Consider the following 16,616-nt stretch of genomic DNA (forward strand, 5'->3'; position numbering starts at 1 on the left):
ATGACAGCTTGCGTCAACAAGAAGCACACGAGGAGGGTCGCGCTCGCCATCTCCGCCTCGCTCGTGGGGGCCCTGAGCCTGGGCGCCGCCGCGCCGGCCGTGGCGTTCGCGGAGGACGGCGTCTCGACCCAGTCGGTCTCTGAGGCTCAGGCATGGAGCAACGGTAAGCTCACCTACGCCCACGACAATCAGGGCCTTATTATCACAGGCGACCTCAACAGCATCGAGTTTGAGGTCAACGGTCCGGCAAAGTACGTTGTTCCCATCAAGGTCACGCCCGAGAAGGGCAAGGAGACCGTCGTGACCTCCGACCTGGTCACCTATTGGTTTGATGCCAACAGCAACGGGGTGATCGACTCCGGCGACACCCGGATCGCCAAGGGCGACGACACCGCGGCCCTCGCGAGCCACACCTGGGCAGTGGGCTCCTATCTCATGGTCATCGAGGCGCCCGCCGGCTCCGAATACGACGATGGCGGCACGGACAAGCTGGTCGCCGGCTTCAAGGTTGTCAACAAGTCCCTTGACGGCGCCAAGATCTACGACGCGGCGTCAGGCGACGTCTCCGACGACGAGTTCGTCTACACGAAGAACGGCCAGAGCTTCGGCTTCCTTCTCGACGGCGTGACGTATGGAGAGACCAACTCCATTTTCGACGTCCGTTGGTATGACCGCAACACCGGCAACGAGCTCCCCAGCGAGCCGGTCGACGCCGGTGAGTACACCGCGCTCCTCGTCGGAAAGACCGGCACCGACTATGCGCGTTCCGAGGAGCAGGTCAACTTTGACATTTCCAAGCGCGACCTCACCACTGCCGCGGTGAGCATCACCGACCTTGAGTGGAAGGACAGCCAGCAGGAGATCCCCGAGTGGGCTCGCGTCGACGATGCTACCTACAGCATTCTCACCTCTTCACCCTCCCACCAGAAGGGCTCGCTGAAAGCCACCGTTGTCGGCATTGCTGACGGAAGCTCGGTGGTTCGCAACAAGACCACCTACACCGTGGAGCTGACCCCCTCCGAGTTCGGTGAGAAGAACTTCACCGGCAAGGCGACCGTCGAGTTCTCCATTGTGGGAACGCTCGTCCCGACCAGCAGCATCGAGTACTTCTTCCAGGGTTACAAGACTCTCGACAATGCTAGCGCCGTCGTCTACACAGATGACCAGACGACCCATATCGAAGGCAGCCTAATTCGCTGCACGAACCCCAATGCAAAGCTGAGCGTGGTCGTGACAGACGCCGCCGGCCAGGAGGTCGACTTCGACGCCATCAACAGCGTCCCGGGCGACTACACCATCTCCGCACGCGTCGACGCGAAGCTCAACAGCTACAACTACGGCAGCGACACCGCCGTTATGAAGGTCAAGACCCGCAAGGGCGAGGTCAAGGCTGACGCGAAGCTGTGGTTCACCTATGACGGCACCGTGGTCGACCACGTCGAGCCCGTTGTCTACGACGGCGGGGACTTCCTCAAGCGCATCGGAACCGTCGTCGAGTACGGGGACGCCACCTTGGTCGCGGGCGAGGACTACACCGTCACCGTTACGGACGCGTACGGCAAGGTCGTCGACTCCATCGTCGATGCCGGCAGGTACACCATCACCGTGTCCAGCTCTGTTTATGACATCACTGGGGCTAAGGGCAGCTGCCAGCTCGTGATTGACGTCAAGCCTATCATGCTCAACGACGTTCGTCTCGGCTCCGATGACGTTAAGACTTTCGAGGGGAAGGACGCCTTCATCCCCTACGACGGCTCCGAGCACGGCTACTACTTCTACTACGAGGTTAAGGACGCCAAGGGCAACGTTGCCCAGGTGCGTATCCCGGACGGCGTACTGAATCTCGACCACTTCGAGTTCATTAACACCGACGGGGAGAAATCCGACGCCGATGCAATATCTGAGCTGGGCACCTATTTCGCTCACGTGACCCAGGCTGAGGGCGTCGTTAACTACGTTCTCGCAGACACTAGGACAGACAACTTCCTCACCGTCAAGTCCTCCTCCGTCTTCACCGACGTGCCCTCCACCCACTGGGGAGCCGAGGGCATCTTCGACGCCTACCGGCTCGGCTACATGAGCGGCTACAAGGGCACGACCTTCTTCGGCCCCTCCGACACCCTCAGCCGTGCGCAGGCCGCCGTCGTGCTCTACAACATGGGCACCAACCGCTCCGTTGACGAGACCAACGACGCCTGGAACACCTGGCACGAGCACGGCCTGGCGTTCCCCGACGCCGAGCAGTGGTACGCTGCCGAGCTCGGCTGGGCCTCTACGCTCGACATCGTCTCCGGATACCCTGACGGCAACTACGGCGGCTCCGACGACGTGACCCGCGAGCAGTTCGCCATCATGCTGCGCAACTACGCCGCGGCCAAGGGCGAGGACGTGTCCGTGGACGACGTCGACGCCGCGCTCGAGGGCGTCAAGGACGCGGACACCATCTCCGACTGGGCCCGCGAGGCGGTCGCCTGGGCCGTGGAGAACGGCGTCATGGGCGCCGAGGGCTACGTCTACGCCGACCAGAGCATCGAACGCGCGCAGGCCGCCCTCATGGTGACCCGCTATCAGCCTGAGCAGCTCACCGGCTCCGACCTGCTGACCAACGGCGTGCGCCGCTAAGTTCCACCTTGGCAGCCCGCCGGGCTAATCAATGAGGCAGGGCCCTCCCCGTCCGGGGAGGGCCCTGCCCTGTCTTAAGTGTGGCGCGGCCCGCTCCGCGACGCCCGTCGCCAACTGATTCCACCCGCATAACGGGTGGGTTTCTATGCGGCGCGCAGCGCGCGCCGCGCAGGCTAAAGCCTAGACAATCAGGACCACCCCTAAAAGGGGTGGTCTGCTCATAGGGTATAACCCTTGGACTACCGGCGCGCGCCTGAAGACGCCGGCCTTCACGGTGTTCGGGCCGCATTGCGGATTGACCCGTGGCTAGCCGGCCAGACCGGCGTCAGCCCCTCTTCTTCGGGCCCCTCGAGAACGGGTCCTCGTACTCCTTGACGCTCAGCCGGTCCAGGGCTATGTCGGCGGCCTCCTGCTCCCGGATGTACTTCGCGATCGTCGCCTCGTTGAGGCCGACGGTGGAGGCGTAGTAGCCGGTCGACCAGAACCTCCTGTTGCCGAACTTGTACTTGAGGTTCGCGTGCCGGTCGAACATGAGCAGCGAGCTCTTCCCCTTCAGGTAGCCCATGAAGCTCGACACGCTGATCTTGGGCGGGATGCTGACCAGCATGTGCACGTGGTCCGGCATCAGGTGCCCCTCGATTATCTCCACCCCCTTCCACTGGCAGAGCTGCCTGAGTATCTCCCCCAGGTCCTTGCGGTATTGGTTGTAGACGACCTTCCTCCTATACTTTGGAGCTAACACGATGTGGTACTTGCAGAGCCACTTCGTGTGCGCGAGGCTGTTGGCCTTCTGGGCCATGGCAATCACCTTCCCCTCGGGGCCGGCGACCTGAACAATCACCATGCTAGGGGGAAGGTGCCTCGTTGCATAGCATCTAGTGCCGTCCACCCGCACAGCGGGTGGTTTTCTATGCTGCGCGTACCGCGCGGCACGGACTAAAGTCCATGAAATAAAAGGCCCCCTCCGGAGAGGGGGCCTTCCTCCAAGCAACGTAGATGAGTTCTCAGGAGCACCTAGCGCACGTTGATGAGCAGGTCGGAGCCGGTGAGCCGCTTGGGCTGGAAGCGGGTCGTCATGATGGCGGCCTGCGCGCGCTCGATCGGCTGGTCGGCGTAGACGTAGCCCTCGGCGCCCATGACGCCGTTCTCCACGGCCCAGGCGACCGCCTCGCGGGCCCAGTCGGAGATGGTGTCGGCGTCCTTGACGCCCTCGAGCGCGGCGTCGACGTCGTCCACGGACACGTCCTCGCCCTTGGCCGCGGCGTAGTTGCGGAGCATGATGGCGAACTGCTCGCGCGAGACCTCGTCGGACCCGCCGTAGTTGCCGTCGGGGTAGCCCTTCACGATGTCGAGGGTGCTAGCCCAGCCGAGCTCGACCGCGTACCACTGCTCGGCGTCGGGGAACGCCAGGCCGTGCTCGTGCCAGGTGTTCCATCCGTCGTTGGTCTCGTCCACGGAGCGGTTGGTGCCCATGTTGTAGAGCACGACGGCGGCCTGGGCGCGGCTCAGGTGGTCTGCCGGGCCGAAGAACGTGGTGCCCTGGTAGCCGCTCATGTAGCCGAGATCCTTGGCCTGGTAGATCTCCTCGGCGCCCCAGTGGGTGGATGGGACGTCGGTGAAGACATTGGCGTCGCGCACGTCGATCCAGGTCACCTCTCCGCCCCACTCGTCATCGGTAGTGACATCGGGGATATAGAGATAGTTGTCATCAGCGATCTTGACAGACGGGACGTAGTGCCCAACGGCATTGATTGTGTCGACGTCCTCCCAGTCGACCGTCTCCCAGTCGGAGCCTGTGTCGATGCCGGAGAGGTCCACATCAAGGTCGGATACATAGTTGAAGTGATCGACCTCGATGACGCCCTCGGGCAAGCGGATCTGCTTCCCATCCACCATGTAGTAGAAGTAGAACCCATGGTCACCACCGGTGTAGGGAATGAAGTTCTTGTCGCCGAAGGTCTTGGCGTCATCGGAGCCAACGTAGAGGTTCGGCAGCTGAAGCGGCTGGACGTGCAGCACGAGACGGGTGCCGGTGGGGTCGCCCTTGCTTACGATCTTGTAGGTGTCGCTTACGACGTTGATGAAGTAAGTTCCGGTTTCGACAGCCTGGTCGACCACCTGCCCGTTGATGTCGGTCACGACGACCTGGTAGTCGGTGCCGGCCACGAGAGTCTTCCCGTCGCAGGTGACCTTGGTTCCGAGCTTCGCAAGCAGATTCTCGCCGGTATAAGTGTCAGACACCCCACCGGAGACGACAGCGCCGTCCCATGTGTAGGTAAGCTCTGCGCCGGTCCACAGCTCATCCTTGAGCACCTTGACCTCGAAGCTCACGGGCTCCTTCAGGCCGAAGGACAGGTTGTCGTCGGCGAAGGAGATGGTCACGGTGTAGGTGCCAGGGGTGTGGTTGATGGAGAGCGGGTCGCTCACCACGTTGCCATCCGCGTCGGTCACGGTCACCTGGAAGTCCGCCTTGCGGTCCGCGCAAGCGATCTTCTTGTAGTCGAAGTAGGTGTCAGTGTCGTCGTAGATGACCTCGAGGTCCCTGAGGGGCGCACAATCGTAGCTGAAGTCGCTGGAATCGAGGATGGAGTCAGCGACCTTGAAGGAGACGGTGGCGGTCCCGGTGAGGTTGTCGTTGCCCGCAGCAGGGTCGACCTTCATCGTGTAGACACCCTTGTCGTGGATGATGCCCGGGTCCTGGGCGCCCCACGAGATGGCGACGTCGTCCATCCAGACGCCGTTGACGCATGCTCTCTTGGGGAGGCTAAGGCCAGCCTTAATCCAATAGACATCCTGGTCAGCCACGAAGACGTCGGCGGTGGAGAGGTCGAGCTGCCCGATGGTGAAGTTCACATGCGTCTCGGAGCCCTTGTAGTCCTCGCCCTGGCCGTGGAGCACGGCGGTGTAGCTGCCAGCCTCCTTCGGGGCGCGAGGGAGCTTGGTATTGGTACCGGTGATGTACCACTCGACGGTGATATTCGGCTCGCCATACGGGTTCCAGGCGGTGTCGTGGTTCCAGCCGCCGCCGAAGTAGTCGTAGCGCAGGCCGTCGATGACGAAGCCGAAGTGGAAGTCCTCGCCGGTGTAGGTGAAGGTGGAGTTCGATATGTCGCCGGTAGCGCCGTTGAAGATGGTCGCGCCCTGCAGCGACTTAGCGACGATGCTGAAGTTGAGGTAGAGGACCTCGTCGCCCCACTGGTCATACTGGCCCTTGTCGGCCCCGACGATGTCGTCGCCCTTCACCACGGCGCGGTACTCGCCTATGGCGGTCATGTCCTCTTTGGCAATCGGCCTCCACCAATTGCCCGACTTGACCTCGTAGTGGACCCTCTCGGGGTCGATGGTCACGGGGCGCGCAGCCCCGTCGGGGAGGACGGTGAGCGGCAGGATGTGGTGGGCCTGGCCGTCATGCTCGAACTCGTAGCCCTCGGGGTCCTTGATGATATAGCCGTTGTTGTCCTTGGCGTAGGTCACCGTGCCGTTCTCGAAAGCGTTGGTCGCCGGCACGCTCTGCGTCGCGGCCCCGTCCTCCGCGAAGGCGACCGCCGGTGCCGCGGCGCCGAGGGTGAGCGCGCCCACGAGCGACGCGGAGATCGCCAGGGCCACCCTCTTCGAATGGTTCTTGACGCAAGCTGTCATACGTCTTTCTCCTTCCATAAGGAACAGATAATCGCCAGTTCTGGGAGGGGGGCGCACCGCGGGAGAAGAGGGGCTTGCGGGCCCGACGGGGACCCGGAGCCGGCGGGCCGGGTCGGCCGCCGGGCCGGCCCGTGCCGAGACCATAGCTGTCGAATCCACGTTACGTCTCTGATATGATACGTAATGCTTGTTTACGTATGATTGGAGCGACGCAATATGAAGAGGCCGGTTCCCATGAAGGTGGCCGCGGCGGCGCGCGAGATGGGCGCGAACCTCTCGGCCTGGAGGCGCATGCAGGGGCTCTCGTCGGAGGAGGTCGCCCAGCGCGCGGGCGTCTCGCGCTCCACCGTCTCCAGGCTCGAGGGAGGGGACGCCTCGGTCGGGCTCGCGACGTTCCTCGCCGTGTGCCGCTCCGCCGGCGTGCTGGACTCCGTCGTCAGGGCGACCGACCCGTACGAGACCGACTTCGGCCGCGCGCGGGCGGACATGGAGCTGCCCAAGAGGGTCAGGAGGTAAGAGATGGTCCCTTCCGTCGAGGTCTGGCTGGACGGGCGAGACTCGTCGCCGGTGGGCACCGCCCGCTTCAACCTGAGGAGGGGCGCGGTCTCTACCTCCTTCCAGTACGACCCCTCGTACGCGGCGTCCCCGGACGCGTTCGCGATGGACCCCGCGCTTCCCCTGGGGTCGGGCGCCTTCCACGCCGCCGGGACGTTCGGCTGCATGCGCGACTCGGCGCCCGACCGCTGGGGCAGGAGGCTCATCGAGAAGAGGCTGCGGGCCGAGGGGCGCTTCGGCGCCGACGAATGCGACTACCTGCTCGGCGTGAGCGACATCGCCCGCCAGGGGGCCCTCAGGTACCGCGCTGCAGACGGGAGGTTCCTCTCCGAGGGGGACGGCGTGCCCCCGGCGGTCGAGCTCCCCGGGCTCATCGCCGCGAGCAACGAGGTCGCCCGCGGGTCGGCCGGCCTCGAGGCGATCAAGGCGCTGCTGGCGGCGGGGTCCGGGTCGCTCGGCGGCGCGCGCCCGAAGGCGTCGGTCTCCGACGGCGGGCGCATCCTGCTCGCCAAGTTCTCGCACCCCGGGGACGAGTGGGACGCGATGGCGTGGGAGAAGACCGCGCTCGACGTTGCCGCCGCGGCGGGGATCCCGGTGCCGGGCCGCAGGCTCGTCCGGCTGGGCGCCGGGTCGGCGCTGGTGCTCGAGCGCTTCGACCGGGAGGGCTCGCTCGTCGACGGCGCCCGCGTCCCCTACATGAGCGCGATGACGCTGCTCGGGTGCGCCGACGGCGAGTGCCGCGACTACGCCGAGGTCGCGGAGGAGCTCGCGGTCACCGCCGCGGAGGCGGGCCGCGAGCTCGCCGGGCTGTTCCGCCGCGCCGTCCTCTCGGTCTGCATGAGGAACACCGACGACCACCTGAGGAACCTGGGGCTCGTGAGGGAGCGCGGCGCGTGGGGGCTGTCCCCCGCGTTCGACGTGAACCCCGACCCGGACCCCACGTCGCGGCGAGCGACCACCGTCATGGGCGAGGACGGCGGCGGGGACGCCGCCGCGCTCGCGGGGCTCGCCGCGTACTGCGGGCTGAGCGGCGGCGCCGCCGCGGGTGAGGCCCGGCGGGTCGTCGGCGCCTGCGAGGGCTGGCGGAATGCGGCGAGGCTCAACGGCTGCCCCCCTGCCGAGGTCGACGCCTTCGCGGCGTCGATCGAGGGCAGGCTCGACGCCGTGCGGAGGGCCTTCAGGCTCTGACGCGCGACGCCCCCGGCGCCCGGGCTCGGCCCGCGAGGCTCCGGCGGCGGGCGATGCCCGCCTTCGTCTTCTCCCTCCTCCCAGAACTGGCGATTATCTGTTCCTTATGGAAGGAGAAAGACGTATGACAGCTTGCGTCAACAAGAAGCACACGAGGAGGGTCGCGCTCGCCATCTCCGCCTCGCTCGTGGGGGCCCTGAGCCTGGGCGCCGCCGCGCCGGCCGTGGCGTTCGCGGAGGACGGTATCTCGACCCAGGCGGTCCCCGGTGTCGACGCCTTCGAGGAGGGCAAGGTCACCGCTGCCGAGGACATTGACGGCAAGGACATCGACATCCCCGCCACCGGGACGATTCAGTTCACTGCCGACGGCCACCCCAAGGGCGTCTACCCGACCGAGGTCACGACTGTCGTCGGGCAGGTGACCTCCAAGGTCGACATCGTCGAGGGTGACTACAGCGTAGAGTATTATGTCGCTAACGCTGACGGCGTCAGCACCGGCAACAAGACCTTCGCCGGAGACGCGGACCCCAGCAACGACGGCGACGCCCCCTATTCCGTGGGTAAGTATGTCGCACGGCTCGTCATGAACGGCTCTTCGGATTATCCGGGCGCCGTGCTCAACATCCCGTTTGAGATTAAGGCCGCCACACTCGAGGGGCTGACCGCCTACGACACCGTCGACGGCTCATTCGAGTTCGACGGGCTCGACCAGATGGCCACCATCGGCTACAAGATGGGCGACAAGATTCTCGACAAGAGCATGTTCACGGTCAAGGACATCACTGTTGCCTATGACAAGGGCGAGAGCGTCACCGATATGCCTGGAAAGGCCGTCTGGGCAGGCGACTACTCCGTGGTGCTCGTCGGTAACGACGGGACTCCCTACGCCGGCTCCGAGACCGAGGTGAAGTTCACCGTCACCCCGCTCGACCTCAAGAATGCCGCTATCGTCGTCGCCGACGACGACATCGACGTCATGAAGGCCGCCGGCAATGCCTACCAGCCGACGATTGTGTCGATTAACGGCGACGAGCTCGCGACCAACCCCAACCTGAAGGCGCGCGTCGAGGCTGTTTTCGAAGAGGGCCCCGATGGCTCCAACCTCATTAAGGACCGCGGCGTGTACAGCTACACCGTCAAGGGTATCGAGGGCACCGGCCAGGTCGTGAACGAGCAGGAGATTACCTTCACCGCGTTCGACACCGTCCTCCAGTGGAATATCAATTCCGCTTTGAGCAACTTCTTCTACCAGAATTCGACCAGCTTCCCTGCCTCGATCAACAAGGCCAAGGGCGAAAGCTTCACGCCCGACAAGATCCACGTCGAGTACAACGGGGAGAAGCTCAGCGCCGACGAGGTGTCCTATTCTGTCACCAACCTTGTCACCGGCGTGACCTCCGGCGACCTCAACCTGGTGAACACCCCCGGCACCTGGCAGGTCACGGTGAGGGTCGACGGATCCAAGAACGACTACACGCTCGGCGGCAGCCACACCTTCACCGTCAAGACCATCAACGGCGAGGTTAACGCGGGCGCCAACATCTATTTCGTGTATGACGGAAAGGTGTCCGGGAACTCCACCGCGGCGGAGTACGACGGGACGGACAAGCTCGACAAGCTCCAGATCGTCGTGACCGACACCTACGGCAACGTCCTGACCGAGGGCGATGACTACGACGTCGTCGTCACAGACAAGGCCGGGAACAAGCTCGACGAGGTCGTCGACGCGGGCGACTACACCGTGACTGTCTCCTCCTCGAGCTACAATATCGACACAACGACGGACAGCTTCTCCCTCAAGGTTACTCCCGTGGTAATCAAGGACCTGCGCGTCGCCTCCACGAGCTTCCTGCACGTCGGGAAAAAGCATATCATCCCCTACACCGGGCAGGCCATCGCTCCCGTGATTGAGTACAAGGCGTCCGACGGCACCTGGAAGACCCTGCCGTCTGAAACCTACACCCTCACCTACACCTCCAGCGGTGACGAGAAGCACGGAACCTACAAGAAGGTCGACGAGATGCTCGAGACCGGTTACTACAAGGTCTACCTGCATGCGGTGAAGAACGTCGCGAACTACGACATGGCGACGAACTCCACCGACGGCTTCATCCAGGTGATGAACCAGTACGACTCCGCGCCCTGCTTCAAGGTCTCCGACCAGAAGGTCTTCGCCGACGTCGAGAACACCTTCTGGGGCGCCCAGGAGATCGCCGACGCCGTCGACCTCGGCTACATGAGCGGCTACAAGGGCACCACGTTCTTCGGCCCGCTCGACCACCTCACCCGCGCCCAGGCCGCCGTCGTGCTCTACAACATGGGCACCGGCCGCTCCGTGCCCGAGACCAGCACCCTGCACGTCTCCTGGGTCGAGCGCGGACTCGCGTTCCCCGACGCCGAGCAGTGGTACGCCGCGGAGCTCGGCTGGGCCACGCAGGTGGGCGTCGTCGAGGGCTACCCCGACGGCAACTACGGCGGGTCCGACGAGATCACCCGCGAGCAGTTCGCCATCATGCTGCGCAACTACGCCGCGGCCAAGGGCGAGGACGTGTCCGTGGACGACGTCGACGCCGCGCTGGAGGGCGTCAAGGACGCGGACACCATCTCCGACTGGGCCCGCGAGGCCGTCGCCTGGGCCGTGGAGAACGGCGTCATGGGCGCCGAGGGCTACGTCTACGCCGGCGACCCGATCGAGCGCGCCGGCGCAGCGATCATGGTGACCCGCTACCAGCCCCAGGAGCTCGACAAGGATGACTACCTGGTGGGCGAAGTCAAGTAGCCGGCCATTCCGTCTGCTGACAGAGGGGCCTCCCCCTGAGGGGAGGCCCCTTTTTCTCTGCTAAGGACGCTCCAAAGACCGCGCGCAGCGAGCGCCGGCGGCCGACGCGGCAGGGTTCGCAGGCTCCTGGACGAGGGCTAGTCTGCCCCGCGGCGGGGCCACGGGAGCACGTCTTCGCCGCGCACCAGGTACGCGGAGAGCGCCATGCGGGCGAGCGGCTCGTCGGAGAGCGAGTCGGAGTAGAACTCGTCGACGACCGCGCCGGGGAGCCCTTCGGCCAGGCGCGCCGCCTTCTCCTCGCCCCGGCAGTTCTCCCCGGAGAACCTGCCGGTCGCGGGGTCGACCCTGGAGCCGATCGGGTCCTGGATGCCCAGCCTGCGGCAGATCGGGAGCAGCAGGAACTCGGGGGACGCCGACACGACCAGGTCGTCGGCCCTCCTCCGCGCGAGGTAGAGACCCTTGACCCTGCCCTCGTGGGCGTCCCAGAACTCCTCGAGGAGCCCCGGGGTCGCGGGCGCCGCCCGGAGGAAGGAGAAGAACCCCTCCTTCATCCGCGTCTTGTCGACGAGCCCGAGGCGGTAGAGGGCGGCGAGGCCGGCGAACCGGGGCAGGAACGCCGCGGCGGCGGGCCGCCGCCTGAGGCAGAACAGGGCGAGGTCGACCGAGGAGTCCCCCGCGTAGATGGTCCCGTCGAAGTCGTACACGTTCATGGGTCAGCCCGCGTACACTATGGCGAGCACGGCGGCGGCGAAGACGGCGAGCAGCGCCATCAGGACCCTGTCGCCGAGGACGACCTCTATGGGGTCGCCCTGCCCCTCCCGGCCGAGCACGAGGCTGTAGCGCAGGCATATGAGGAACACGATGGGGATCGTGACGGTCATGTGCCCGGAGGTCTTCGCCGCGGTGCCGGGGTCGGTCGCCCACAGCGAGTAGAACACGAGGCCGAGCGCGAAGAAGACGGTCATGTTGGTGGACAGGAAGTCGGCGGGGTACTTCTCCACCACGGGGCGCACGGGGCCGCCGTGGGCGGCGTCGAGCTCGCCCTTGCGCTTTCCCAGGCCGAGGTAGAAGGACAGGCTGATGACCGTCAGGTACATCCAGGCGGATATCTCTATGCCCGTGAGGCACGAGCCGTACAGAACTCGGATGAAGTAGCCCGCGGCGAGGATGGCAATGTCGACGATCGCGAGGTGCTTCAGCCCGAAGCTGTAGCCGAGGTTGAGCGCCACGTACGCCGCCAGGCACAGCAGCGGCGCGGGGGCCGGGCAGGCGGCGACGCTCAGCGCGGCGGAGGCGGCGAAGAGCGCCGCGGAGGCCGCGGCGGCGGCGCGCGGGCTGACGGCCCCGGAGGCGATGGGCCTGCTCCGCTTGACGGGATGGAGCCGGTCTCGCTCGGCGTCGCGGATGTCGTTCACGATGTAGACCCCCGACGCGGCGAGGGACAGGGCGACGAACCCGAGCGCCGTGGCGCGCAGGCCCCCCGGGTTGCCCAGGAGCTCGCCCCCGAACGCTATGGGAAAGAACACCAGGACGTTCTTGACCCAGTGCTTGGCCCTCAGCAGGCCTGCTATGGTTCTGATCTTGGACAAGGGTCCCTCCATGGACGAGCGGCTGCGGCCGCGGGGGCGGCCCGCCCGCCGCGACCATCCAATCATAGGGCAACGGCGCGCCCGCGCGCCCGGGCGCGCCCAAGTCCACAGGCTCTTCTGGCGCGGCCGAGCCCGCCGGCTCCGGGGTCCGGGGCCTACGGGGTGGATTGGCTACACTAGGTTGGACAGTTTCACGAGGGCCTATGGAAGGAGGCTCGATGGCCGATCCAAAGCACCCGAGGCGTTTCACCGACGATTTCAAGAGGCAGATTGTGTCGCTCTGCAACGCAGGGAAGCCGCCAGGCGAGATCATGCGCGAGTACGATCTCGGGAGCACGACGCTGGGAAGGTGGATCGACTCCGTCGACGCCGCCGGCTCGCCGCACGCCGCCGACGACAGGACGCCCGAGCAGAACAGGATCATCGAGTCGGAGCGCGAGAACAAGAGGCTCCGCATGGAGGTCGACGTCCTAGAACAAGCGGCGCTGATATTCGCACGAAAGTGGCGGCGATGGCGGCTAACGCCGACCGCCATCCGGCATCAGCGCAGTGCGAGATCCTCGGCGTGCCGCGCTCGACCTACTGCTACCTCCGCCCGCGCCCGGAGCCCCCGCCCGCGCCGGACCCCGTCGAGCCCGACGTTCTCGCCGTCCATGCGGGGAGCAAGGGCAGGCACGGCGCGAGGAAGGTCAAGGCGTCGCTCGAGCGGCGCGGCGTCGTCGCGAGCCGCAGGCGGATATCCCGCGTCATGAGGGAGAACGGCCCCTCGAGCGCGTACGGGGGGAAGCGCTTCAAGGCGCACCCGGGCAAGCCGAACGAGGCGGAGCCGCCGAACGTGCTCGACCGGTCCTTCGACGGGCACGCTCCGCGCACGCACGTCTGCAGCGGCCTCGCCTACGTGCGCGCCGGCGGCTCCTGGTGCTACGTCTGCCTGCTCGTCGACCCCTGCAACAGGGAGATCGTCGGCCACTCGGCGGGAAGCGGCAAGGGGGCGGAGCTCGTCAAGGCAGCCTTCGCGACCCCGGGGTTCCCGATCTCGGACATCGAGGTCTCCCGCACCGACCGCGGCAGCGAGTTCGACAACGCCGAGATCGACCTCATGCTCGAGGCGTTCGGCATCGAGCGGTCGCTCTCCGCCAAGGGCTGCCCCCACGACGACGCGGCCGACGAGTCGACGAACAAGATGCTCGAGGCGGAGCTGGTCTACAGGGACAGCTTCTCCGACCTCCGCGACCTGCAGGCCAAGCTGTCCGACTACGTGCACCGGCACGACAACTTCAGGATCAACCCGACGCTCGGCTACATGAGCCCCGTCGAGTTCAGGAAGGCGAGGCTGATCCTGTCGAAACCGTCCAAATAAGTGTTGCCAATCCAGCGACGGCAGGTCAAGCTGAAGGGCCTGACCCCGGTCGAGTTCCGGGAGCATGCCCTCCGCGAGGCCGCCTAGCGGTTACGATTTATCGCGTCCAACTTTTGGGGCGCAGTTCACGGGGAGCCCCTCTTGCATGTCGAGATGCGAAACGAGGCCCTCCCCAACCGGGGGAGGGCCTCGCCGTCAATGAGCTGGCAATGAGGAGGCTTGCCGCCTGATACTACTAGTCCAGGATGCTGTCTGCCGGGCCGTCGGGCTGGAAGCTGACAACCATCTTCGCCACCTCGGCGCGCTGAATCTCATCAGTTGGGTTGAGGGTGGTGTTTCCGCCCATGATCCCCTCGGACACGGCCCACTCCATCGCCTCGTAGGCCCAGGAGTCGATCGAGCCGGCGTCAGGGTAGGCCGACAGGTCGGCCTCGGCGGCATCGACATCCACGCCGGTCTTGGCGGCGTAGTTGGCGAGCATCTGCGCGAACTGCTCGCGGGTCACCTCGTCCTCAGGGCCAAAGTTGCCCGAGCCGTCCTGATAGCCCTCGACAACGCCGGTCTCCACGGCCCACTTCACCGCATAGGCGTAGTAGGAGCTCGGATCGACGTCGTTGAAGCCCGTCTCATAGGAGATGCCGAGGTCCTCGCTGTACTCGGGATAGGCCTCGGTGCCGCCGGCCATGCGGAAGAGCGTGATGACAGCCTGGGCGCGGGTGAAGCTGTCCTCGGGGCCGAACAGGTCGGTGCCCTTGTAGCCGTTCATGTACTCGAGCTTCGCCGCCTCGTAGACCCACTGGGAGTACCACTGGGACATGTCGACGTCGGCGAACACCACGCTGTCGCCCACGTTGACCTTGTCGATGCGCAGGCCATCGAGGTCGTAGTTGGTCACGCCTGTAGCGGTCTCGAAGTTGATGGAGTACCAGCCCTTGTCCTTGAGGTCGCACTTCTTGCCGTCGGTGCCGTTGGCCCAGGTGCTGTAGGCGTCGGCGGGAATGTCGAGCACGTTGCCCTTGGCGTCGTAGAAGGTGAAGCCGGGCGTGAGCTCCTCGCCGGTGTAGGTGAGGTGGGTGGTGCCATCCTTGTCAACGACGCCGCCGGAGGTCACCTTAGCCGAGGCGGGCTTCATCGCGGTGACGATGAACGTGAAGTCCTCGTCGGCACCCTTGTAGGTGATGCCCTTGACCTGGATCTTGTAGGTGCCGGCGTCGACGACCTTGTCGACCTCGACGGTCTTGCCGTCGGTGGTGGTCGTGGTGATGGTCACCTCGTAGTCGGTGCCCTCGACGAGCTCCTTGTCGCCGGCCTTGACCTTGAAGGCGAAGTTCGCGGAGAGGTCCTCGCCGGTGTAGCTGTCGGTCGCAGGGGTGCCAGCCTCGACGTTCTTGCCGTCGTAGGCGAAGAACACGTCGGTGTTCGCCGCGACGGTGTAGTAGTTGTTGACCTGGGCGACGCAGGTGCCGGCGTAGTACGTGCCGTTGACCTTGGTGTTGACCGTGGCCTTGACGTACCAGGTGCCGGCGGTCTTCAGGTCGTCGACCGTGGCCTCGCGACCCTCCTCGTCGGTGACCGTGACGGTGTACTGGTCGCTCTTGAGCTTCTCGGTGCCGGCGGTGATCACGAACTCGGAGACGTCGAAGTAGGAGGGCTCGTCCTCGTTGAGGTCGACCTTGTAGACGTACATGTCGCCGTCAACGCTGTCGTAGATGTCGGCGTTGCCGAAGTCGAAGTTCGCCGGAGCGTCAGCGTAGAGGACCGTGAACTCGCGGGAGCCGGTCACGTAGGGGTTGTCCTTGGTCGCGGTGATGCGGAAGGTGTAGGCGCCCTTCTCCCTGTTGTCGACGACCTTGCCGCCGCTCGGGTTCTTCACGAACTCGACGACAGTCTCGGCGGTGTTGGAGAACGTGCCGTCGAAGTTGGAGACGCCGTTGATGGACTTGACCGCCTGGGCGAAGGTGTAGCCCTGGGTGGGGGCGACGCTGTCGATGACCGTCTGGCCCTCGATTGCGGCGGCGCTGAGGTCGAGCTTCTGGAGCGTGAAGTCGATCTCCTTCTTCTGTCCCGCATAGGCGGAGCCGGACTTGCCGGTGACGAGCACGGTGTAGGACTTGCCGGGGACCATCCAGTCGGTGGTCGGGTTCATCGGGCTGGACGTGCCGTCCTCGTAGATGTCCATGTTGTAGAGGCTGCTGTCGACCTTGACGCCGTCGATGGCGACGCCGAGCTGCGCGATCCAGTTGCTGACTTTGAGGTTGTCCTTCTCGCCGGTGTAGTTGAACGTGGTGTCGTCCACGTCGTCGCCCTGGAACAGGGTCGCGTCGGCGAGGGACTGCCCGACGATGGAGAACGTGCCGGCCACGGAAACGTAGTCCCAGCCCGAGGCGTCCCAGTAGCCAACCACGACGGCGTAGTTGCCCACCTTGTCGGGCATGGTGAACTCGCTGCCGTCCATGACGTTCGAGCCGGTGAGCTGGACTTTGTCGCCGTCGGCGTTGACGTAGGAGACCCTGCCGTCGGCGACGGTCCCCGTGCCGATCTCGACGTAGTAGTAATAGTAGCCCGCCTCGCGGCCGGTGAGCCCGGGGCAGAGCTCGAGCTCGACCTCGTTGGACGCGTAGGGCTTGAGGGTAGAGGGGACCAGGCCCTGCTTGAAGCCGTTGTAGACGAAGTTGGCGCCGGACTCGCCCGACTTATAGCTCACGGTGCCGTTCGCGATGTCGGACGCGTTCTCAGCCAAGAGGTCGATCCCCGTCGCGGCGAACGCCGGCGCGGCGGCGCCCAGGCTCAGGGCCCCCACGAGCGAGGCGGAGATGGCGAGCGCGACCCTCCTCGTGTGCTTCTTGTTGACGCAAGCTGTCATACGTCTTTCTCCTTCCATAAG

Annotated in this window: 10 protein-coding genes; 5 read left to right on the forward strand and 5 right to left on the reverse strand. The window is 65.5% G+C overall.

What is annotated here, in order from left to right:
* On the forward strand, positions 1-2,622 hold a 2,622-nt coding region (locus B5F33_RS10390; protein WP_087411748.1), incomplete at its 5' end, for an S-layer homology domain-containing protein.
* A 325-nt stretch (positions 2,623-2,947) separates the two neighbouring features.
* On the opposite strand, the gene tnpA is transcribed toward B5F33_RS10390, so the two are convergent.
* Together tnpA and B5F33_RS10400 are read right to left on the reverse strand one after the other, a co-directional pair.
* Positions 2,948-3,421: an IS200/IS605 family transposase gene (tnpA, locus tag B5F33_RS10395; RefSeq protein WP_087411758.1), complete on the reverse strand. Its 474-nt coding sequence runs from the start codon at positions 3,419-3,421 to the stop codon at positions 2,948-2,950.
* A gap of 215 nt (positions 3,422-3,636) precedes the next feature.
* Entirely contained in the window at positions 3,637-6,261 is a 2,625-nt protein-coding gene (locus B5F33_RS10400; RefSeq protein WP_143757984.1) for an S-layer homology domain-containing protein, read from the reverse strand.
* A gap of 216 nt (positions 6,262-6,477) precedes the next feature.
* On the opposite strand from B5F33_RS10400, the gene B5F33_RS10405 reads away from it, so the two are divergent.
* From B5F33_RS10405 to B5F33_RS10415, 3 genes are all read left to right on the forward strand, one after another.
* Positions 6,478-6,777, forward strand: a complete 300-nt coding sequence (locus tag B5F33_RS10405; RefSeq protein WP_087411750.1) for a helix-turn-helix transcriptional regulator — start codon at positions 6,478-6,480, stop codon at positions 6,775-6,777.
* Positions 6,778-6,780: 3 nt separating this feature from the next.
* Positions 6,781-8,004 carry a type II toxin-antitoxin system HipA family toxin gene (locus B5F33_RS10410; protein WP_087411751.1) on the forward strand — a complete coding sequence of 408 codons (1,224 nt, stop codon included), beginning with the start codon at positions 6,781-6,783 and terminating at the stop codon, positions 8,002-8,004.
* Positions 8,005-8,128: 124 nt separating this feature from the next.
* Positions 8,129-10,783, forward strand: coding sequence for an S-layer homology domain-containing protein (locus B5F33_RS10415; RefSeq protein WP_143757985.1), 2,655 nt, complete (start codon positions 8,129-8,131; stop codon positions 10,781-10,783).
* A 137-nt stretch (positions 10,784-10,920) separates the two neighbouring features.
* Here the strand turns inward: B5F33_RS10415 and B5F33_RS10420 are convergent, their stop codons facing one another.
* Together B5F33_RS10420 and B5F33_RS10425 are read right to left on the reverse strand one after the other, a co-directional pair.
* On the reverse strand, positions 10,921-11,493 hold the full coding sequence (locus B5F33_RS10420) for a haloacid dehalogenase-like hydrolase (protein ID WP_087411753.1): 573 nt from the start codon (positions 11,491-11,493) through the stop codon (positions 10,921-10,923).
* A gap of 3 nt (positions 11,494-11,496) precedes the next feature.
* Positions 11,497-12,372: a decaprenyl-phosphate phosphoribosyltransferase gene (locus B5F33_RS10425; protein ID WP_158095361.1), complete on the reverse strand. Its 876-nt coding sequence runs from the start codon at positions 12,370-12,372 to the stop codon at positions 11,497-11,499.
* Positions 12,373-12,382: 10 nt separating this feature from the next.
* On the opposite strand from B5F33_RS10425, the gene B5F33_RS10435 reads away from it, so the two are divergent.
* A complete protein-coding gene (locus B5F33_RS10435) occupies positions 12,383-13,732 on the forward strand; it encodes an IS3 family transposase (RefSeq protein ID WP_239285053.1) in 1,350 nt (449 codons plus the stop codon).
* Positions 13,733-13,967: 235 nt separating this feature from the next.
* Here the strand turns inward: B5F33_RS10435 and B5F33_RS10440 are convergent, their stop codons facing one another.
* Entirely contained in the window at positions 13,968-16,595 is a 2,628-nt protein-coding gene (locus B5F33_RS10440; RefSeq protein WP_158095362.1) for an S-layer homology domain-containing protein, read from the reverse strand.
* Positions 16,596-16,616: the final 21 nt, after the last annotated feature.

This window comes from Collinsella sp. An2, from assembly GCF_002160065.1.
In the GTDB taxonomy this organism is placed as follows: domain Bacteria; phylum Actinomycetota; class Coriobacteriia; order Coriobacteriales; family Coriobacteriaceae; genus Limicola.